Consider the following 19,997-nt stretch of genomic DNA (forward strand, 5'->3'; position numbering starts at 1 on the left):
CGGGGTGCGAGCCGGCTCGCGGTGACGTCGGGTCTCGGCGACGCCGGCTCGCGGCGAGCCCTAGCTCATGGCGAACTCGACGTTCTTCTGCGCCTCCTCCAGCGCCGAGGCGGGGTCCGCGCCGCCGATGATCTGCGTGATCGCGGCGCTCACGGCGTCGCGGCCCTCGTAGTAGTAGGCGCCGGTGTTGTTGCTCGGCACCTCGGCGCCGAACTCGGCGACCTCGGCGAAGATCGGCTGGCCGGCGAAGAACTCGTTCGGCTGCTCGTAGGCGGTCGAGGAGCCGGCGGGCAGCCAGTTCGCGACGGCGCCGGACTTCGGCAGGATCGTGTCGTAGAGCTCGGTCGAGCCGGCGAAGGTCGAGGCGAGGAAGTCGGCCGCGAGGTCGACGTCGGCGTTCGCGCTGATCGCCCAGGACGATCCGCCGCTGGCCGTGTAGTTGGTCGCGCCGGAGATGCCGTCGAGCGAGGGGACGTTCGTGATCGCCCAGTCACCGGCCTGGTCCTCGGCGGTCTGGATGGAGCCGACGATCCAGATGCCCTGGATGGTGCCGCCGACGGAGCCGTTCACGAAGGTGCCGAGGTACTCGTCCCACGAGTTGACCTCGACGAAGACGCCCGAGTCGACGAGCTGCTTGTAGACGTCGATCGCGGCGAGCAGCGCGTCGTTGTCGGTGATGGTGGGGTTGCCCTCGTCGTCGAAGAGGCTGGCTCCGGCGCTCTGCAGCATCATCATGATCATGTCGGAAGAGCCGGCCTGGCCTGAGAGCAGCGGCGATCCGGTCTTCGCGAGGACGTCCTTGCCCTTGGTGAGGAACTCCTCCCAGGTGATGTCGGTGAAGTCGTCGATCGTGTAGCCGGCCGCCTCGAGGACGTCGGTGCGCAGCGCGGTGACCGCGGTGCCCGAGTCGAACGGCACGCCGTAGTGCACGTCGTCGAGGGTCGAGTAGGCGGCGACGGCCTCGGGGAACTCCGCGAAGTCGACGGCGTCGGCGGGCAGCTCGCTGAAGATCTCGGGGTAGTTGACGAGGTTCTTCTGGAACGCGTTGTTCTGCATCAGGAAGACGTCGGGCAGCTCCTCGTACTGCTGCGACTGGGCGAGGGTGGTCAGCTTGGGCTGCAGGTCGTCCCAGGGGGTCTCGATGATGTCCAGCGTGAAGTCCGGGTGGTCCTCCTGGTAGATCTTCTCGGCCTCCTCGAGGGCCGCGATGTTGAACACCGGGTCCCAGGCCCAGACGCTGAGTGTCTCGTCGCCGTCGCCTTCGCCGGCGGCGTTCCCGCCACCACCGCCGCCGCCGGCCGCGCAGGCGCTCAGCGCGAGGACGAGGGGCAGGGAGACGGCCACGACGGTCGTGAACTTCTTGGAGCTTCTTCGCACGGATTCGTTCCTTCTGTGTGGGTGGGGTGCTGCTGCGGATGCAGTGGTGCTGCGGGAGGGAAGACAGTGGTGCTGTGGGAGGGAGGAGGAGGGGCGCTCGGGCTCAGCCGAGCGGCTGCCAGGGCCCGTACGGGTCGCCCGGGGCCTGGTTGCGGGTCCACCACTTCGCGCGGTAGCGCTGGCCCTGGTGGACGACGACGTCGCCGGTGTCGAAGATGCGCGAGGCGGTCCAGACCGCGGTGCCGTCGGGCGCGGTCGCGAGCTGCTGCCACGGGCCGTTCGGGTCGCCGGGGGTCTGGTTGCTCGTCCACCACGAGGCCCGCCAGAGCGAGCCCTGGAAGAGCACGCTGTCGCCCTGCTGGTAGACGGAGGTCGCCGACCAGGTGGCCGCGGCCTGGCGCCGGAGGGTCAGTGCGTCGACCGTCAGGCCCGCGCCGCCGGGGCCGCTCGCGAGGATCGCGACGGTGGCGGTGCCGGCCGGCAGCGAGAACTCCGCCGAGCGCACGTCGGCCCAGCCGCTCGTCGCCGGGATCTCGGTGCGGTGCTCGACGCCGTCCGCGCCGGTGACCACGATCCGCGCGGAGTCGAGTCCGCCCGGCCGGTCCGCGCGGAGCGACAGCGTGTAGACGCCAGCGGGGACCTCGTCCTGCTGCTGCACGCCGCCCGAGAAGGCCTGCGCCGCGCCGAGCCGGAGCGCGAAGCGCGAGCCGTCGGCGCCGGGCGAGGGGTTCGAGACGAAGCCGGTGGTCGTCGAGGCGGGGTCGGTGGTCTGCGTCCAGCCGGTGACCGTGGTCACCGCGATCCGGTCGGCGGCGAAGTCGGGGTTGAGGATCCAGTTGTTGCCGGCGCCCGCCCGCCACTCGCCGGAGCGGGCGTTCAGGTCCCACTCGCTCAGCGACTCGAACCGGACGTCCGCGCCGGTCCCGCTGAGCGGCAGCCACTGGTTGTAGCCGAGGCCGTTCCAGGCGAAGTCGGCCCAGCGGTCGCCGGCGTAGATCACGGTGTCCTGCTCGGTGCCCTGCACCGTCAGGAAGAAGCCGCTCTGGGTGACGTGGCTGTAGTCCTTCTCGGTGCCGGGGAGCACGTACATGCTCGAGTACGGCCCCTGGATCCGGCCCTCCAGCGAGCGCACGAGGTAGGTCTGCGAGGTGTTCCAGCCGTGCAGGTCCGAGCTCGCGACGTAGTACTGGCCGTCGAGCTTGAACATCGCGTTGCCCTCGCGCCCGGCGCCGCGGTAGACCTCGACGGCCGTCTCGACCGAGAGCGAGTCGGTGTCGCTGATCCGGCCGACGTAGGTGCGGCTGCGGCCGTCGCGGTAGGAGAAGACGAGGTAGTCCGCGCCGTCGTCGTCCGTGAAGACCGTCTGGTCGCCGGTGCCCTGCTCCCAGCCCGGCTTGCTCGGGTTCCGGTAGACGCCGGGGATGTGGGTCTGCAGGTTCGCGTACTCGAAGTCGGCGACGGGCGAGTCCCCGCTGAGGAAGAGGACTCCGGCGTTCGTGACGCGGGCCGGGTCGGGGCTCTCGAACTGGGTGAGCAGGACGTACTTCCCGGTCTGCTCGTTGTAGGCGACGCCGAGCCGGCCGATCCAGACCGCGTCGGCGAGCGTGTCCATGTCCGAGAAGTAGCTGCCCGTGACGTCCTTCGAGGCGGGGATGTGCAGCGCGGTGTCCCTCGTGGCGACGTCGTTCTCGAACGTCCAGTGCACGAGGTCCTCGGAGGAGTAGGCCGTCACCGCGACGAAGTCGCCCTCGCCGGCCCGGGTGTAGGTGCGGGTCGGGGAGTCGTAGTAGAGCTGCGAGCCGGTGTACTCGACGCCGTACCAGTAGTAGCGGTCGCCGAAGCGGAAGATCCCGCCGCCCTGGGAGAAGATCGGCTCGCCCGCGGTGTCGAGCCAGAACCGGTCGTTCTCGATGGTCTCGAGAGTGCCGTCGGCGAGCGGGACGAGGGCGGCGGCGGTGGTCTGCAGACCGTTCTTCGCGGCGACGACGGCCGCGGCGCTCGCTGCGGGGTCGTCGAGGAGCTCGCCCGCGGTGACCGTCGCCGCGGCGAACGGCGCCCAGGACGCGGCGGTGTAGGCGGAGGGGACGCGGGTGCGGTACTCGTCGAGCCGCTCGCGCAGTCCCGAGATCCGGACGAGGCCGGTCTCCGCCGTCTCGAGAGCGCCGCGGGCGGCGAGCAGGGCGGCGTCGGTCGAGGCGGCGTCGTCGCGGGTGGCGGTCGCGGTCGCGAGGGCGGTCGAGAAGGGGGCCCAGGAGGCGGCGGTGAAGTCGGCCGCGGCGAGCGCGCTCACCCGGTCGAGCGCGGCGGCGAGGCGGGCGCGCTCGTCGACGAGCACGGTGCTGGTGAACTCGGCGGAGGCGTGGTTGATGAAGCCGACCGTGACGACCCGGAGGACGTGGTCGCCGGGTGCCAACCCGGTGAAGCTCGCGATCGGGACCGTCGTGGTCGATCGGGCGCCGCGGTAGTCGGCCGAGCCGATCTTGACGCCGTCGACGAAGACGTCGGCGGTGCCGTTGGTGGTGGCCTTCCGGCCCGAGAGGGCGACCGTCTCGCCGGTGAAGGCGATCTCGAAGGCCGCGCCGCCGGTCGCCCAGGTGTGCGTGCTGTTCTTCGACCAGGCGCCTTCGTAGAAGGTGGCGTTCGGCGTGCCGCGCACGGTCGTGGTCTCGGTGAAGGCGACCGTCGTCGTCCGGATCTCGGCGGCCTCGGCGGTCTGCCCGGCGAGAGGCGACTGGCCGGCGAGCACGAGCAGCCCGGCGAGCAGAGCAGCGATCAGGGCGGGGAGCCGCCTCGTCGTCGTACGCGTCATGTCGTGCCTCCGTCATCGCAGGTCCACCGTGGTACAGCGCTGTACCACGAACGCGAATCTAGCCTGGAGGATCCTGTGAGGGCAAGGAGACTTTTCTCTGATCAGCGTGTCGTGCCGCGGGCGACGACCTGCGATCGGGCGAAGAGCGTGGTCGCGGGAGCCTCCACCCGGTCGATCCGCGCGACCAGGCGCTCGAGCGCCGTGCGGGCGATCCACTCGATCCGCGAGTCCATCGAGGTGAGCGGCGGGGAGAGGAACGCCGACTCCTCGATGTCGTCGAAGCCGATCACCTGCACCTCGTCCGGGATGCGCAGTCCGCCCTCGCGCAGGGCCGAGATCGCGCCGGTCGCGAGGACGTCGTTGAAGCAGACCAGGCCGTCGAACGGCACCCCCGCCTCGACGAGCGCGCGGGCGACCCGGAAGCCGGAGCCGATCGTCCAGTCGTAGCCGGTGACGCCCACCAGGCGCGGATCGAGCGCGCGACCCGCGGCGGCGAGCTCCTCGACGACCCCGCGCAGCCGCTGCTCGGCGTTCCCCTCGCGGGCGGCGCCGATCCGGTCGGCGTCGAAGGGCGAGTGCGCGCCGACGACGGCCAGTGCGGTGCTGCCGCGTGCGAGGAGGTGCGCCGTGGCCGCGCGGGCGTCGGCGACGTCGTCGGTCGTCACCCGGTCCACCAGCTCGTAGGTGTCGCGGGTCCCCAGGCAGACCAGGGGGTACTCGACGGCGAGCGCCGAGCGGTCGAGGGTCTCGTGCTCGGACAGCGAGAGCAGCAGTCCGTCGGTCAGCTGCGAGTTGAAGCGCTGCAGCAGCCGGCGCGAGCCGTCCCCGCCGTCGTCGGGGTAGGTCGTGACGGAGACCGCGAGGTCCATGTCGCGGGCGGTCTCGATGACCGCCTCCGCCAGCTCGGCGAGATAGGCGGCCTTCAGGGTCGGCACGGCGAGCGTCACCGCGTCGGTGCGTCCGCGGGTCAGATTGCGGGCCGCGACGTTCACCGTGTAGCCGAGCTCCGCGACCGCGGCCCGGACGCGCTCCCGCGTGCCGTCGGCCATCCGGCCCGTGCCGTTGACCGCGTTCGACGCCGTCTTCAGCGAGACCCCGGCGCGCTCGGCGACCGACTCGAGCGTCGCCTTCCGGCGCGGTGGGGCCATGTCGTCGCGCCTTCCGTCGTCCCGGGCGGTCCGCCTGCGCCCTCCCCATGGATACACCACGGCTCGGATCTCGTCCTGCGCGAGGGCCGAGGTCAACCCTCCCCGGCGCACGGAGCGCGCCGGAGGAGAGCGGCGGATACTGGAGGGGCACCCGATAGCAGACAGATGTCGGACTGCGCGGAGCGCGGCCCGGCGAAGGAGGAACCGTGAAGGCACTGCGCTACACCACCGTCGGACAGGCCCCCGAGGTCGTCGAGATCGAGAAGCCCGTGCCCGGTCCGGGCGAGATCCTGCTGAAGGTGACCGCCGCCGGCGTCTGCCACTCCGACGACTACGTGATGAGCCTCCCCGAGGAGGACTACCTCGCCCAGCACTACCCGCTGCCGCTCACCCTCGGCCACGAGGGTGCGGGCGTGATCGAGGAGTTCGGCCCCGGCGTCGAGACCGGCCTGCGGATCGGCGAGGCCGTCGCCGTCTACGGACCGTGGGGCTGCGGCCACTGCCTCAACTGCTCGCGCGGCGCGGAGAACTACTGCACCAACGCCGAGGCGGAGGGCATCCGCCCGCCCGGCCTCGGCAACCAGGGCTCGATGGCGGAGTACATGATCGTCGACGACGTCCGCCACCTGATCCCGATCGGCGACCTCGACCCGGTGAAGAACGTCTCGCTCACCGACGCCGGGCTCACGCCGTACCACGCGATCAAGCGCAGCCTCCCGAAGCTCGGCGCGGGCACCTACGCCGTCGTCATCGGCTCGGGCGGACTCGGCCACGTCGGCATCCAGATCCTCAAGGCGCTCTCCGGCGCGACGGTGATCGTGCTCGACGTCAGCGAGGAGAAGCTCGAGCTGGCGAAGCACGTCGGAGCGGACGTCACGCTGATCAGCGACGCCTCCGCCGCCGAGAAGATCCGCGAGATCACCGGCGGGCTGGGCGCGGACGCCGTGTTCGACTTCGTCGGCGCCGGCCCGACCATCGCGACGGCCACCGCTGTCGCCGCCGTCGAGTCGGACGTCACCATCGTCGGCATCGGCGGCGGCCAGGCGACCGTCGGCTTCGGCACGATCGCCTACGACGCGGCCCTGCGGATCCCCTACTGGGGCTCCCGCAGCGAGCTGATCGAGGTCTTCGAGCTCGCCAAGGCGGACCGCATCGACGTCGAGGTGCAGCGCTACGCCCTCGCCGACGCCCCCCGGGCCTACGCCGACCTGCACGACGGCACCGTCCGCGGCCGCGCGGTCATCGTCCCGTAGGTCCGCGACTGCCGCAGGGGCGGCCTCCCCTGCTGGTCGAGCAACCGCGGAGCGGTGACCCATGCTGGTCGAGTAGCCCGAAGGGCGTATCGAGACCCACGTCCTCCAGAACGCCGGATCTCGATACGCCCTCTCCGAGGGCAACTCGATCAGCATGAAAGATCTAGCCTTCGAGGATGCGCTCCCGGCTCCTGCACGCCCGCGAATCGTTCTGGTTCCTGCCCACCCTGTTCGGCGTCCTCGCGATCGCCCTGGCCTTCGGGCTGATCGAGCTCGACCGGCTGCTGATCCGCGCGGGCATCCAGGACCTCCCCCTCGTCGAGGACCTCTCCGCGACCGGCGGCCGGGCGATCCTCTCCGCGATCGGCGGCACGATGCTCGGGGTCGCCGCGACCTCGTTCTCGATCACGATCTCCGTCCTCGCCACCACGTCCTCCGCCTACGGGCCCCGGCTGGTCCGCAACTTCATGGCCGACCGCGGCAACCAGGTCGTCCTCGCGGTGCTGACCTCGACGTTCCTCTACTCGCTGATCGTGCTCCGCTCGGTGCACACCGAGGAGGACGCCACCCTCGCCTTCGTGCCCGTCGTCGCGGTCGGCTTCGCGGTGGTGCTCGCGGTCGGCGACGTCGCCGTGCTCGTCTACTTCATCCACCACATCGCGCTGTCGGTGCAGGTGACCACGCTGCAGAAGCGCGTGCTCGGCGAGCTCGAGGATGTCATCGCGGAGCTGTCGGGCGACGAGGACGAGCAGGACCGCCGGGAGGAGCCCTTCCCCGCCGGCGGTGTCGTGCTGACGGCGCCCCGCTCCGGCTACGTCGAGCAGCTCGAGTTCGAGCGCCTCGTCGCGCTCGGCGCCCGCCACGACGCGGTGCTGCGGACGCTCGCCGCACCCGGCGACCACGTCCTCGCCGGCGATCCCGTGCTCGAGCTCGTCGGCGGGAGAGACCTCGAGGAGGCGGCGCTCGCCGCGGTCGTGATCGCGGACGCGCGCACCCCGCACCAGGACCTCCGCTACGCCGTGCAGCAGGTCGTCGAGATCGGCGTCCGCGGCCTGGCGACCGGCACCAACGACCCGTACACCGCGGTCAGCGCGCTGGACGCCCTCACCGGCGCGCTCGTCGACCTCTGCCGGGGCGACGGCCCGCGCACCCGCTTCCGCGACGCCGACGGCGTCGCCCGGCTGTGGTGCACCTGGCCGACCGCCGCGGACCTCCTGGCCGAGGTCTACCTCGCCCTGCGCGCCTACGCGCTGGACCAGCCGCTCGTCGTCCGCGCCGGCCTCCGCCTGGCGCAGCGCCTCGAGCCCGTCGCCCGCGGCACCGCGCGCACCGAGCTGCACCGCCAGCTCGAGGCCTTCGCGAGCGCCTACGACGCCGCCGACCGCGACGCGCTCGAGGCCCCCGTGGTGCGCCGCGACCTGGCGGAGCTGCTCGCCCGCCTGTCCACCGGGGAGCACGCGCGCGACTGAGGAGGGCACACATGCTGGTCGAGTACCCGCGCAGCGGCGTATCGAGACCCACCGTCCTCAAGAGGGCGGGTCTGCAGACCCTTGTGCTGACGGTGGTGGATCTCGATACGCCCTCTCCGAGGGCTACTCGATCGGCATGAGGCAGGCGGCTCTTCCCATGCTGGTCGAGTAGCCGCTCAGCGGCGTATCGAGACCCGGCGTCAGCGCAGCGGTGCCGTCGACGAGCGCAGCACCAGGCGGGCGGTGACCGCCGTCCGCTCCTGGCGCTCGCCGGTGCGGATGCGCGCGGCCAGCATCTGCAGGGCCTTCTCGCCCAGCAGCTGGTGGTCGAGGTGCATCGTCGTCAGCGGCGGCGAGTAGTAGGCGGAGTCGGGCATGTCGTCGACGCCGACGATCGAGTAGTCGCCGGGCGCCGTCCGGCCGCGCTCGGACATCGCGCGGAGGAAGCCGAGCGCGATCTGGTCGTTGGCGGCCGAGACCGCGGTGAACGACTCCGGATCGACGGCCCGGCCCTGCGCGGCTCCCGACTCGGCGTCCCACTCCGCACAGCGCAGCACGTCGAGCGGGGCGACCCCCGCCTCCGTCAGCGCCGCCCGGTAGCCGCGCTCGCGGTCGACGGCCTCGTTGCGGTCGCCGGGGCCCGCGAGGTGCAGGATCCGCCGGTGCCCGAGCTCGAGCAGGTGCCGGGTGCCGAGGTAGCCGGCGCCGTAGGAGTCGGCGTAGGTCGAGTCGCCCACGGGGCCGCCGCGCTCGGAGCGCGTCACGACCGGCACCGAGGCGGCGATGTACTCGACCAGCTCGTCGAGCCCGCCGTACGGCGTGCCGACGATGATCCCGTCGACCTGGAAGGAGAGCAGCTTGTCGACCGCGTGCCGCATCTCCTCGCGGGCGCCGGGGGCGTCCGGCCCGACCTCGAGCAGGGCCGTGATCAGCGAGAGCCCCTCGGCGCGCGCGGCGCGGCTCACCCCGGTCAGCAGCTCGGAGTGCCCGTAGTTCAGCGGCCCCATCGCGAGGAAGCCGACCGTGTCGGTGCGCTGGACCCGGAGGTTCCGGGCGACGCGGTTGTGCCGGTAGCCGAGCTCGGCGATGGCCGCCTCGATGCGCACCCGGGTCGCCGGAGCGACGTAGCCGCCGGTGAAGAAGCGGGAGACGGTCTGCGCCGAGACCTCGGCGTGCCGCCCGACGTCGGCCATGCTCGGCCGCGCGCGGGGCAGGGACGTGCTCGACATCGAGGCTCCCTCCCTGGCGGCGACCCGCTCACTCTACTGAGCCGATTCCGGGCCGATCGCCGTTACCCGATCGTGACCCATCAACCGGTTGCACGCATTGTCGCCCGAATGTGTTATCGATAACGTATCCCTTATCCACCGCCGCTGGAGCTCCAGTCCCGGCCCTGATCGGCGGATCCGACGTCGATGTCGCGCTGCTGCGATGTCGAGCAGCGAAAGGACGCGACGATGCGTGCTCTGACCCGTTCCCATGCTCTGACCCGATCCGTCGCCCTCGCCACGGGCGCTCTCCTCCTCGCAGGCCTGGCCGGCTGCTCCGCGAGCGGCGGCGACTCCGGCGGCAAGACCGAGATCACCTGGTTCAAGCTCACCGAGTCGGCCGACTCCGCGAACGCGACGATCAACGAGATCGTCAGCGACTTCGAGGAGGCGAACCCCGACATCACCGTCAAGGTCGAGCAGCGGGCGGTGGACGCGCACAAGGACGCGCTGCGCACCACGCTCGGCACGAGCGGCGCCCCCGACCTCTTCTTCTCCTGGGCCGGCCCCGGTCTCGGCGGCGAGTTCATCGACGCCGGCGCGAGCCTGGACCTGAAGGAGTACTACGACGAGTACGGCTGGGCCGACCGCTTCTCCGACACCACGATGTCCACCGTCACCCAGTACGGCGGCTACGACGGCGTGCCCTACACCCAGCGCACCGAGGCGGTCTTCTACAACAAGGACCTCTTCGAGCAGGCCGGCATCGACGCCGCGCCCACCTCCTACGACGAGCTCGTCGAGGACGCCGGGAAGCTGAAGGACGCGGGCATCACCCCGTTCGAGTTCGGCGGCACCGTCAACTGGCACGTGATGCGCCTGCTCGACAGCCTGCTCGAGACCGAGTGCGGCGCCGACGGCTACCAGGCCCTCGTCACCGGCGAGGCGAGCTGGGCCGACGAGTCCTGCGTCACCGACACCTTCACCGAGTTCGCCACCTGGACGTCGGACTACGTCAACGACGGCTTCATCTCGATCAACAACGACGAGTCGAGCTCGCTCTTCTTCGCCGGCAAGGCGGCCATGGCGATCGAGGGCGACTGGTTCAACCAGCAGATCCGCGACGCCGGGATGTCCGAGGACTCGGTCGGCATCTTCGCCTTCCCCACGGGCACCGACCGCATCTACGGCTTCAACGAGAACAACTACATCTCCGCGAACTCGGAGCACGCCGACGAGGCCGCGAAGTTCCTCGACTACCTGACCTCGCCCGAGGCGCAGGCGAAGTTCATCGCCACCTTCGGCAGCCGCTCGGTCAACGTCGACGTCACCCCCGAGGACCAGAGCGCCTTCGACGCCCTCTGGAACCCGATCACCGAGGCGGCGACCGGCGTCTACATGAACAACGACCAGAACCTCTCGCAGTCGCAGACCACTGAGTACTGGCGCATCCAGAACCTGGTCGCGACCGGCGACCTCGACCCGGCCGACGCCGGCGCCGAGTTCCAGAAGTTCATCGACCAGCAGTGACGCCCGGGGCGGAGGGGGCCGCGCGTCCCCTCCGCCCGAGCGCCGCCGTGCCCGAGCACCCCGCGTCCGAGACGTCCGAGAGGTCCGCCATGACGACATCCACCCCCGCCCGCCCGCGGCAGTCCGCGCCGGAGCAGCCGCGGAGGAAGCATCCGCGCCGCCGGGCCCTCGCCCGCTTCGGCGGCACCGGCTTCCTCGCCGCCCTGCCGTTCCTCGCGCCGGCGCTCGCCGCCTACCTCGTCTTCGTGGTCGGCCCCTCGCTCGAGTCGGTGCGGCTCAGCTTCTTCGAGTGGTCCGGCTTCCAGGGCGCCCCGCAGGTCTTCGTCGGACTGCAGAACTACGTCCGCATCTTCACCCAGGACCCGGTGTTCTGGACCGCGTTCTCGAACACGCTGATCTGGGTGGTGCTCTCGCTGTTCATCCCGGTCGGCCTCGGGCTGGTGATGGCGCTGGCGCTGAACCGGCCGCTGTTCGGGCGCAACGCCTTCCGCTCGCTCTTCTACATCCCGGGCGTGCTCGCCCCGATCGCCATCGCGAACATGTGGCGCTGGATGTACAACCCCAATTACGGCGTGGGCGTGAACCTCGCGCAGCTGTTCGACCTGCCGTGGCTGGCCGAGGTGCAGTGGCTCGGGGACAAGAACCTCGCGCTCTACTCGATCTTCGCGGCCTTCGTCTGGCAGATCGCGGGCACGAACATGGTGCTCTTCCTCGCCGGCCTGCAGAGCGTCTCGCCCGATCATGTCGAGGCGGCCCGGCTCGACGGCGCGAACGCCTGGCAGGTCTTCCGCAACGTGACGATCCCGGCGCTGCGGCCGACAACGGTCATCGTCGTCGTCCTCACGATCATCAACTCGATCAAGGTGTTCGACCTGATCGTCGGCATGACCGGCGGCGGCCCGGCGCAGCAGACGCAGGTGCTCGCACTCTGGTCGTTCCAGCAGTCCTTCAACAACCACGAGTACGGCCAGGGCAACGCGATCGCCACGGTCCTGCTCGTGATCACCCTCGTCATCGTCGTCCCGTACATGGTGTGGACGGCTCGTCAGGAGAAGAACTCATGAGCGTCACGAGCATCCCGACCAGCGCACCCGGCCTGGTCGCGCCGCCCAAGCGCACCCGCCGCCCGGTCGGCGGCCGCGACTACATCCGGATCGGCCTCTGGATCGCGCTGGTCTTCGCCGTCCTGATCTGGGCCGTCCCGCTGATCTTCATGGTCTTCACCTCGCTGAAGAGCGAGGCCGACATCTTCAGCACGCCGGCCTTCGTGCCGCCGTGGTCGCCCGACTTCGGCAACTACGTCGAGGCGCTCGACCGCGGCAACCTGCTCACCGCGGGCGGCAACAGCCTGATCATCGCGCTCTTCAAGGTGCCGATCGGCCTGTTCATCTCGGCGGCCGCAGCCTTCGCTCTGGCGCGGATGCGGTTCCGCCGGCAGCGCCTGCTGATGGGCGTGATCGCGCTCGGCGCGATGGTGCCGATCCAGGTCGCGATCGCGCCGCTCTTCCAGGTCATCAACGGGCTGGGGCTGCTGAGCAGCAATTTCGGCATCATCCTGCCGTACATCGCCTTCGGCCTGCCGTACCAGACCTTCATCCTCTACGGCTTCTTCCGGCAGATCCCCGAGGAGATCGACGAGAGCGCGCGGATCGACGGCGCCGGCAACTGGCGGCTGTTCCTGACGATCATCCTGCCGCTGGCCCGCCCGGCTCTCGCCGCGCTGTTCATCCTCGACTTCGTCTCCACCTGGAACGAGTACTCCATCGCGCTCGCGCTGCTGCAGAGCCAGGACTCCTGGACGATCCCGCTCGCGCTGCAGGGCTTCCAGTCGCAGTTCACCAGCTCGTACGGGCCGCTGAACGCCTTCACCATCATGTCCGTGTTCCCCGTGCTGATCGTCTACCTGATGTTCCAGCGCTACTTCGTCGAGGGCGCCTTCGCCGGCGCCGTGAAGGGCTGACCGTGCCGCACACCACCGACACCGCCGAGCGGTTCTCGCGCGAGACGCGCCTGTTCGAGGTCCTCCGGGACCCGCGCGGGCACGCGATCGTCGAGCGCCGCCTCCCCGGGCTGGTGCACTCCTCGATCCTGCACACCCTGCACAGCTATCCGCTCGGGCTCGTCGTCGACACCGAGGAGTCTCTCGACGCGGCCGAGCGCGAGGCGCTGCTGGCCGAGGTCGCCGCGATCCCGACGGAGGAGCCGGCGCCGGTCCGCGAGCAGGAGCGGTTCGTCGAGCCCTCCGGGGACTACGAGACCGCGGACGTGCCGCTGGCCTCGGCCGGCGTGTCCGCGCCGGCCACCGCCACCGTCTTCGGGCGCTTCGAGATCGAGCTGCGCGGCCCCGCGCACGGCAACCCGTTCGTCGACGTCGCGCTCTCGGCGATCGTCGACGGGCCCACCGGCTCGGTGCGCGTGCCCGGCTTCTACGACGGCGACGGCGTCTACCGGCTGCGCTGGATGCCGGAGGCCGCCGGCGAGTACGCCTGGACCACCTCGAGCAGCGCCCGCTCGCTCGACGGCGTCACCGGCTCCGTCTCGGTGACCGCGGCGGTGGCGGGGCAGCACGGCCCGGTGCGGGTGGCCGACACCTTCCACTTCGCGCACGCCGACGGCACCCGCCACCGCCCGCTGGGCACCACCTCCTACGCCTGGACGCACCAGGGCGACGAGCTGGAGGAGCGGACGCTCGCCGCGCTCGCCACCGCCCCCTTCACCAAGATGCGGATGTGCGTCTTCCCGAAGTCGTACCTCTTCAACGAGAACGAGCCCGAGCGCTACCCGTTCGAGGGCTCGCCCGGGGCGGGGTTCGACTGGCAGCGCTTCGATCCGGCGTTCTGGGCGCACCTCGAGCGGCGGATCGAGCAGCTCGGCGAGCTCGGCATCGAGGCGGACCTCATCCTCTTCCACGCCTACGACCGCTGGGGCTTCTCGACGATGGACGCCGTCGCCGACGATCGCTACGTGCGCTACGCCGTGGCGAGGCTCGCCTCGTTCGCGAACGTCTGGTGGTCGCTCGCGAACGAGTACGACCTGCTGTTCGAGAAGACCGAGGAGGACTGGGAGCGCTTCGCCGGGATCGTGGGAAAGGACGACCCGTCACGGCACCTGCTCTCGATCCACAACTGCCGCGAGTTCTACGACCACTCCCGGCCGTGGATCACGCACGCCAGCATCCAGCGGCAGGACGTCTACAAGACGGCCGAGATGACGACCGAGTGGCGCCGCTGGGGCAAGCCGGTCGTCATCGACGAGTGCGCCTACGAGGGCGACATCGACCAGGGCTGGGGCAACATCACCGGCGAGGAGCTGGTGCGGCGGTTCTGGGAGGGCGCGCTGCGCGGCGGCTACGTCGGGCACGGCGAGACCTACGTGCACCCGGACGACGTGCTCTGGTGGTCGAAGGGCGGCGAGCTGCGCGGGACGAGCCCGGCGCGGATCGCGTTCCTGGAGTCGGTCCTGGCCGAGGGGCCCGCTCGCGGCCTCGAGCCGATCCCGCTCGACTGGGACGTGCCGCGCGCCGGCGTCGAGGGCGAGTATTACCTCTACTACTTCGGCTTCGACCGGCCGACGTACCGCCGCTTCCTGCTCGAGCCCGACGTCTCGTACACGGTCGACGTCCTCGACACCTGGGCGATGACGGTCGAGCGCCTGCCCGGCACCTACTCGGGCCGCTTCCGCATCGACCTCCCGGGCCGCGAGTACATCGCGGTGCGCCTGCAGCGCGCGGACTGACGCCTCCCTGCTGACGACGGCGGGTCTCGATACGCCCCTGCGGGGCTACTCGACCAGCATGAAGCTGTCCTTCGCCGGTCACTGCATGCTGGTCGAGTAGCCGCCGCAGGCGGCGTATCGAGACCCACCCCCCTGTTTATCGAGGACTCGAATCAATTCGACTAGGCTCGACGGCATGACCGAGAACACAGGCACGACCGAGATCCCGGGGGAGCTGCGCGTCGGCGTCGTCGGCCTCGGCTTCGCCGGCACCACCCACCTCGACGCCTTCCAGGCCCTCCCCGGTGCGCGCGTCGTCGCGCTCGCCGGCCAGGAGGAGGAGCGCCTCCGCGAGCTCGGCGCCACCCGCGGCGTCCCCGACCTCTACGCCGACTGGGAGGAGCTCGTCGCCCGCGACGACCTCGACGTCGTCTCGATCGGCGTGCCCAACCACCTCCACCACCCGATCGCCGTCGCCGCGCTCGCCTCCGGCAAGCACGTCTTCTGCGAGAAGCCGCTGGCCACCACCGCCGAGCTCGCCGCCGAGATGGTCGAGGCGGCCCGCGCGAACGACCGCGTCCTCGAGATCGCCTACAACCACCGCCGCCGCGCCGACGTCGCCTACCTCCGCACCTACCTCGACGACGCCCCGCTCGGCGAGATCTACCACGCCCGCGCGAGCTGGCAGCGGCGCACCGGCATCCCCGGCATCGGCTCCTGGTTCACCAGCAAGGAGCTCGCCGGCGGCGGACCGCTGATCGACCTCGGCTCGCACGTCCTCGACATCGCGCTGCACCTGCTCGGCGAACCGCGGGTGACCAGCGTCTCCGCCGTCGCCTACGGCGAGATCGGCCGCTCCGGTCGCGGCGGGCGCCCGCACGGCGTCGCCGCCACCGGCACGCACGCCTTCGAGGTCGAGGACTTCTCCAGCGCGCTGCTCCGCCTCGACAACGGCCGCAGCCTGCAGCTCGACGCCTCCTGGGCCAGCTACTCCAAGGTGCACGAGGACATCGAGGTCGAGCTGCTCGGCTCGGCCGGCGGCGCCCGCCTGCACGTCGCCGACTACGCGACGGAGGGGACGCTCACGTTCTACTCCGAGGTCGCGGGCGCCCCCACCACGTCCCGCCCCGACGTGCCGGTGCCCGCCGGGCACCACCGCTCGGTGATCGCGGAGTTCCTGGCCGCGATCTCCTCCGGCGCCGACGCTCCCGCCGGCGGTCCCCGCTACGCCGGCCACTACGGCGACTACGCGCTGCACCGCAGCCGGGTGGTCGACGCGATCTACCGCTCCGCCGCCGAGAAGAAGGAGGTGGCGGTCGCATGAGCGCACCCCTCGAGGTCCTGGTCTGGAACGAGTTCCGCCACGAGACGCGCGGCGATGAGACCGTCATGCGGCACTACCCCGACGGCATCCACCGGGTGATCGCCGACGGCCTGACGGAGTCGCTCGGCGACGCCGTCTCGGTGCGCACCGCGACCCTCCCCGAGCCCGAGCACGGGCTGACCGAGGAGGCGCTCGCGAAGACGGACGTCCTGCTCTGGTGGGCGCACATCGCGCACCCGGAGGTGTCGGACGAGGTCGTGCAGCGGGTGCTGCGGCACGTGCAGGAGGGCATGGGCATCCTGATCCTGCACTCCGGCCACTACTCGAAGATCTTCCAGGCGCTGATGGGCACGACCTGCTCGCTGAAGTGGCGGAACGACCACGACCGCGAGCTGGTCTGGACGATCGCGCCGACCCATCCGATCGCCGAGGGCGTGCCGAGCCCGATCGTCATCCCCGAGCAGGAGATGTACGGCGAGTACTTCGACATCCCGGTGCCCGAGGAGACGGTCTTCCTCTCGACGTTCTCGGGCGGCGAGGTCTTCCGCTCCGGAGTGACGTACACCCGGGGCCTGGGCAAGGTGTTCTACTTCTCGCCCGGCGACCAGGACTACCCCGTCTACCACCACCCCGACATCAAGCGGGTGCTGGCCAACGCCGTGCAGTGGGCGCGCCCGAAGCGCGAGCGCACCCCCCTGACGGCCGACCACCACCCCCGAGGCTGGTTCGAGTCCTGACCCCTCCCGCGCCGAGCATGCTGATCGAGTAGCCCGCGGAGCGGGCGTATCGAGATCCACCCCCGCCGACACGTCGGCCTCGATACGCCGCTGCGCGGCTACTCGACCAGCATGCTGGGGTGGCGGGCGTGCCAGGCGCGCAGGGCCGCGACGCCGAGGGCGGCGACGACGAGGGCCGTCGCCGGCGTGCGGAGCGAGACGGCCGGGAGCATCAGCGCGCTGGTGAAGACGGCCTGGGTGTAGTCGAGCATCTCGAGCGGATGGCGGGCCAGCACCCGCGAGCCGGCGGCGGCCGAGACGGCGGTGACCAGCACCGGCCCGACCCAGAGCACGGCGAGGCTCACGATCCAGGCGATCACGCGGCCGGCGGAGAGCACCCCGCACCAGGCGAGGGCGAGGCCGGCCAGGATCCCCGGCAGCCACTGCACCGCGTTCAGCAGCGCGACTCCGGCGGCCGAGCCGTCGCGGCTGAGCGGCGCCACCACTCCGGTCAGCCACCCGCCGGCGGCCACCGCAGCGAACGAGATCGCGACGGCCGCCCCCGCCCGAGGCGCCCGGGCGATCACGAGCAGGAGCAGCGCTCCGACCGCGATCGCGGCGACGGTGCCGCCGACGATCGCCGCGAGGTAGAGGTCGGAGTCGCGGTCCTCCCGCAGCCCGGCGGACACGGTCAGCGCCGACTGCACCAGCGCGACGACCTGCACGCCGACCGCTCCGAGCGCGGCGCCGAGCGGGCCGATGCCGCGCCGCCGGCCGACGCGGGCCGCGAGTCCCGCGAGGGCCGACCCGACCACGATCACCGAGACGATCAGCGTCAGGAAGTACTGGCTGAACGGCAGCAGCGCGAGCGGCATCTCCTCGGGCAGCACGTCGGTCGCCCAGAGGTTCTGCAGCGGCAGCCGCAGCCCGGTGAGCAGCCACGGCAGCAGTCCGAGCACGCCCGCCGCGACGCCCACCCCGAGACTCGGGAGCAGGCGCGGGCGAGGGTGGACGGGCGCTGCGGAGGAGGTCACCCGACCATCCTCGCGCGAGTGCTGTCCCGCGGGGGCCCGCTCGTGCGACTGTGAGGAGTCCCCGCTCCTCCCCGCACCTGCGCCCCACACGAGAGGAGGGCCGCCGTGGCCCTCGACCAGACCGTCCGCTCCTCCGCGGCCGAGCTCGACCGCCTCGACCCGCTCGCCGGCTACCGCTCCCGCTTCGTCGGCGCGGACGACCCGGCGCTGCCCGCCTACGTCGACGGCAACTCGCTCGGCCGCCCGCTGAAGGTCCTGACCGAGCGCTACGCCGCGTTCGTCGAGCAGGAGTGGGGGACCCGCCTCATCCGCGGCTGGGACGACAGCTGGTTCCAGCTCCCGCTGACGCTCGGCGACCGCCTCGGCCGCTCCGTGCTGGGCGCCGCTCCCGGCCAGGTCGTCGTCGGCGACTCGACCACCGTCTCGCTCTACAAGCTGATCCGCACCGCGCTGACCGCCCGGCCCGGCCGCTCCGAGATCGTCATCGACCGCGGCAACTTCCCGACCGACCGCTTCGTGGTCGAGGGGATCGCCGCCGAGACCGGGGCGAGCATCCGCTGGATCGAGACCGAGTCGGGCTCCGGAGTCACGCCGGACGACGTCCGCGCGGTCGTCGGCGCCGACACGGCCGTCGTCGTGCTGAGCCAGGTCGCCTACCGCTCCGGCTACGCCGCCGACGTCCCGGCGATCACCGAGATCGTGCACGAGCACGGCGCGCTGGTGCTCTGGGACGTCTGCCACTCCGTCGGCGTGCTGCCGATCGAGCTCGACGCCTGGGGCGTGGACCTCGCGACGGGCTGCACCTACAAGTACCTCAACGGCGGACCGGGCGCCCCCGCCTTCCTCTACGTCCGCCGCGAGCTGATCGCCGGCGCTCGGCAGCCGATCCAGGGCTGGATGGGCGTCAAGGACTCGTTCCGGATGGGCGAGGACTACGACCCCGCCGACGGCATCCGCCGCTTCCTCAGCGGGACGCCGCCGATCGTCGGGATGCTCGCCATGCAGGCGATGCTCGACCTGATCGAGGAGGCCGGCCTGCCCGCGATCCACGCCAAGTCGATCGCGCTGACCGCCTTCGCCGTCGAGCTGTTCGACGAGCACCTCGCTCCGCTCGGCGTCGAGCTGTCGACCACCCGCGAGCCCGCGCGCCGCGGCGGCCACATCACCGTCGACCACCCGGACTTCGCCCCGATGGTCCCCGTGCTCTGGGAGCGCGGGATCATCCCGGACTTCCGCACGCCCAGCGGCATCCGGCTCGGGCTCTCCCCGCTCTCCACGTCCTTCGCGGAGGTCGAGACCGTGGTGCTGGCGGTGCGCGACCTGCTCCTCGAGGGGGCGCGCGAGTCCCGAGAGGTCCGCGGCGGGGCGTGAGCGGGGTCCTCGACCTCGTGGCGCGCGAGGCCGACCAGGTGCTCCGCTACGGCGAGGCGCCGGAGCAGATCGCCGAGCACTACCGCGGCTCCGGTCGGGGTCTCGTGCTGTTCGTGCACGGCGGCTTCTGGCGGGCGCGCTGGGACCGGAGTCACGCGCGCCCGCTGGCCGCCGCCCTCGCCGACGCGGGCTGGTCGGTGCTGCTGCTCGAGTACCGGCGCGTCGGCGACCCGGGCGGCGGATGGCCGGGCTCCTTCGACGACGTCCTCGCGGCCGTCGCGGCGCTCCCGCCTCTGGTCCCCGCGGAGGAGCGCCCGCGCACGGTGCTGGTCGGCCACTCGGCGGGCGGCCACCTGGCCGTGTGGTCGCAGGCCGCGCATCCGTCGCCGCACGTCGACGCCGTCGTCTCGCTGGCAGGAGTGACCGACCTGCGTGCCGCCGCGGACGAACGACTGGGCGACGGCGCCGTGGCGGAGCTGCTCGGGTTGGACGGCCCGCTCGACGACCTCGACCCGGCGCGGCTCCCCGCACCGCCGATGCCGACCGTGCTCCTGCACGGCGCCCTCGACGACGAGGTCCCGATCGCGCACAGCCGCCTCTACTGCGCTGCGCACCCGTCCGCGCGCCTCGTCGAACTCCCGGACGCCGACCACTACGACCCGATCGACCCGCGCACGCCCGCGCTCGCCGCGCTCCTGGCCGTCCTCGATCGTGTGCGCGCGTCGCCTCAGAGGTGATCGTCCGCTGCGCGCGGGAAGACGACCGTGCGTCGTGCGCCATCTCGACAGTCCCCCTTTCCTTGTCGTCGTTAGGGGGGCTGTAATATCTTGGTGCCGAAGCCGCAGAAGTATCGAGACGTCGTATCGTTCCTTCGCTCGCGCGGGTGGGTGCTCCTGCGGCGGGGCAAGGGCAGCCACGAGATCTGGGGTCTGCCTGACGAGTCGGTGAAGGAGACGATCCCACGGCATGCCGAGGTATCGGCGGGCGTGATTCGTCAGCTAGGCAAGAAGTTTCCCGATGTCCCGAGGGAATGGCGTTAGGAGG

The 19,997-nt window shown here is 71.6% G+C and carries 16 protein-coding genes; 11 read left to right on the top strand and 5 right to left on the bottom strand.

All coding sequences use genetic code 11. The features are described 5' to 3' along the window. Nucleotides 1-60 precede the first annotated feature (60 nt). The 3 genes from MT353_RS19495 to MT353_RS19505 all read right to left on the bottom strand — a co-directional run bounded on the left by MT353_RS19495 (nt 61) and on the right by MT353_RS19505 (nt 5,334). Complete coding sequence (locus MT353_RS19495; protein WP_243625657.1) at nt 61-1,377, bottom strand: extracellular solute-binding protein; 1,317 nt, start codon at nt 1,375-1,377, stop codon at nt 61-63. Nucleotides 1,378-1,480: 103 nt separating this feature from the next. Further along, complete coding sequence (locus MT353_RS19500) at nt 1,481-4,186, bottom strand: carbohydrate-binding protein (RefSeq protein WP_243625658.1); 2,706 nt, start codon at nt 4,184-4,186, stop codon at nt 1,481-1,483. A 101-nt stretch (nt 4,187-4,287) separates the two neighbouring features. After that, a complete protein-coding gene (locus MT353_RS19505; protein WP_123734665.1) occupies nt 4,288-5,334 on the bottom strand; it encodes a LacI family DNA-binding transcriptional regulator in 1,047 nt (348 codons plus the stop codon). Nucleotides 5,335-5,540: 206 nt separating this feature from the next. Between MT353_RS19505 and MT353_RS19510 the strand changes: the two genes are divergently transcribed. Together MT353_RS19510 and MT353_RS19515 are read left to right on the top strand one after the other, a co-directional pair. After that, entirely contained in the window at nt 5,541-6,587 is a 1,047-nt protein-coding gene (locus tag MT353_RS19510) for an NAD(P)-dependent alcohol dehydrogenase (RefSeq protein WP_243625659.1), read from the top strand. A 176-nt stretch (nt 6,588-6,763) separates the two neighbouring features. Further along, on the top strand, nt 6,764-8,056 hold the full coding sequence (locus MT353_RS19515) for a DUF2254 domain-containing protein (protein WP_243625660.1): 1,293 nt from the start codon (nt 6,764-6,766) through the stop codon (nt 8,054-8,056). Between the two features lie 200 nt (nt 8,057-8,256). Here MT353_RS19515 and MT353_RS19520 read toward each other — a convergent pair whose 3' ends face one another. Further along, nucleotides 8,257-9,285, bottom strand: a complete 1,029-nt coding sequence (locus MT353_RS19520) for a LacI family DNA-binding transcriptional regulator (protein WP_243599750.1) — start codon at nt 9,283-9,285, stop codon at nt 8,257-8,259. A gap of 228 nt (nt 9,286-9,513) precedes the next feature. Between MT353_RS19520 and MT353_RS19525 the strand changes: the two genes are divergently transcribed. The 6 genes from MT353_RS19525 (at nt 9,514) to MT353_RS19550 (ending at nt 16,569) form a co-directional block, all read left to right on the top strand. Then, nucleotides 9,514-10,794 carry an ABC transporter substrate-binding protein gene (locus MT353_RS19525; protein WP_243599751.1) on the top strand — a complete coding sequence of 427 codons (1,281 nt, stop codon included), beginning with the start codon at nt 9,514-9,516 and terminating at the stop codon, nt 10,792-10,794. 89 nt (nt 10,795-10,883) lie between these two features. Next, nucleotides 10,884-11,858: a carbohydrate ABC transporter permease gene (locus MT353_RS19530; RefSeq protein ID WP_159423673.1), complete on the top strand. Its 975-nt coding sequence runs from the start codon at nt 10,884-10,886 to the stop codon at nt 11,856-11,858. Continuing rightward, nucleotides 11,855-12,754: a carbohydrate ABC transporter permease gene (locus MT353_RS19535; RefSeq protein WP_243599752.1), complete on the top strand. Its 900-nt coding sequence runs from the start codon at nt 11,855-11,857 to the stop codon at nt 12,752-12,754. Before MT353_RS19530 ends, MT353_RS19535 begins: the two co-directional genes overlap by 4 nt. Before the next feature lie 2 nt (nt 12,755-12,756). Then, nucleotides 12,757-14,529, top strand: coding sequence for a DUF5605 domain-containing protein (locus tag MT353_RS19540; protein WP_243616428.1), 1,773 nt, complete (start codon nt 12,757-12,759; stop codon nt 14,527-14,529). 175 nt (nt 14,530-14,704) lie between these two features. Then, nucleotides 14,705-15,832 (top strand): Gfo/Idh/MocA family protein, encoded by a 1,128-nt coding sequence (locus tag MT353_RS19545; protein ID WP_243616429.1) that lies wholly within the window; start codon nt 14,705-14,707, stop codon nt 15,830-15,832. Continuing rightward, a complete protein-coding gene (locus MT353_RS19550) occupies nt 15,829-16,569 on the top strand; it encodes a ThuA domain-containing protein (protein WP_123705721.1) in 741 nt (246 codons plus the stop codon). Before MT353_RS19545 ends, MT353_RS19550 begins: the two co-directional genes overlap by 4 nt. A gap of 98 nt (nt 16,570-16,667) precedes the next feature. Here MT353_RS19550 and MT353_RS19555 read toward each other — a convergent pair whose 3' ends face one another. Beyond that, nucleotides 16,668-17,582 carry a hypothetical protein gene (locus MT353_RS19555; protein ID WP_243625661.1) on the bottom strand — a complete coding sequence of 305 codons (915 nt, stop codon included), beginning with the start codon at nt 17,580-17,582 and terminating at the stop codon, nt 16,668-16,670. A gap of 105 nt (nt 17,583-17,687) precedes the next feature. Here MT353_RS19555 and MT353_RS19560 point away from each other — a divergent pair, with 105 nt between their 5' ends. The 3 genes from MT353_RS19560 (at nt 17,688) to MT353_RS19570 (ending at nt 19,993) form a co-directional block, all read left to right on the top strand. Continuing rightward, complete coding sequence (locus tag MT353_RS19560; protein ID WP_243625662.1) at nt 17,688-18,953, top strand: aminotransferase class V-fold PLP-dependent enzyme; 1,266 nt, start codon at nt 17,688-17,690, stop codon at nt 18,951-18,953. Next, the gene (locus tag MT353_RS19565; RefSeq protein ID WP_243625663.1) at nt 18,950-19,690 is read left to right on the top strand and encodes a S9 family peptidase; all 741 of its coding nucleotides are present in this window, start codon (nt 18,950-18,952) and stop codon (nt 19,688-19,690) included. Before MT353_RS19560 ends, MT353_RS19565 begins: the two co-directional genes overlap by 4 nt. Nucleotides 19,691-19,783: 93 nt before the next feature. Beyond that, nucleotides 19,784-19,993, top strand: a complete 210-nt coding sequence (locus tag MT353_RS19570; protein ID WP_308197541.1) for a type II toxin-antitoxin system HicA family toxin — start codon at nt 19,784-19,786, stop codon at nt 19,991-19,993. Nucleotides 19,994-19,997 lie beyond the last annotated feature (4 nt).

The sequence above is a fragment of the Rathayibacter sp. VKM Ac-2927 genome, from assembly GCF_022815525.1.
In the GTDB taxonomy this organism is placed as follows: Bacteria; Actinomycetota; Actinomycetes; order Actinomycetales; family Microbacteriaceae; genus Rathayibacter; species Rathayibacter festucae.

Coding starts and splice junctions, on each gene's coding strand:
- MT353_RS19505 (WP_123734665.1), bottom strand. CDS start 5,334: ATGGCCCCACCGCGCCGGAAGGCGACGCTCGAGTCGGTCGCCGAGCGC.
- MT353_RS19515 (WP_243625660.1), top strand. CDS start 6,764: ATGCGCTCCCGGCTCCTGCACGCCCGCGAATCGTTCTGGTTCCTGCCC.
- MT353_RS19530 (WP_159423673.1), top strand. CDS start 10,884: ATGACGACATCCACCCCCGCCCGCCCGCGGCAGTCCGCGCCGGAGCAG.
- MT353_RS19550 (WP_123705721.1), top strand. CDS start 15,829: ATGAGCGCACCCCTCGAGGTCCTGGTCTGGAACGAGTTCCGCCACGAG.
- MT353_RS19535 (WP_243599752.1), top strand. CDS start 11,855: ATGAGCGTCACGAGCATCCCGACCAGCGCACCCGGCCTGGTCGCGCCG.
- MT353_RS19500 (WP_243625658.1), bottom strand. CDS start 4,186: ATGACGCGTACGACGACGAGGCGGCTCCCCGCCCTGATCGCTGCTCTG.
- MT353_RS19525 (WP_243599751.1), top strand. CDS start 9,514: ATGCGTGCTCTGACCCGTTCCCATGCTCTGACCCGATCCGTCGCCCTC.
- MT353_RS19545 (WP_243616429.1), top strand. CDS start 14,705: ATGACCGAGAACACAGGCACGACCGAGATCCCGGGGGAGCTGCGCGTC.
- MT353_RS19520 (WP_243599750.1), bottom strand. CDS start 9,285: ATGTCGAGCACGTCCCTGCCCCGCGCGCGGCCGAGCATGGCCGACGTC.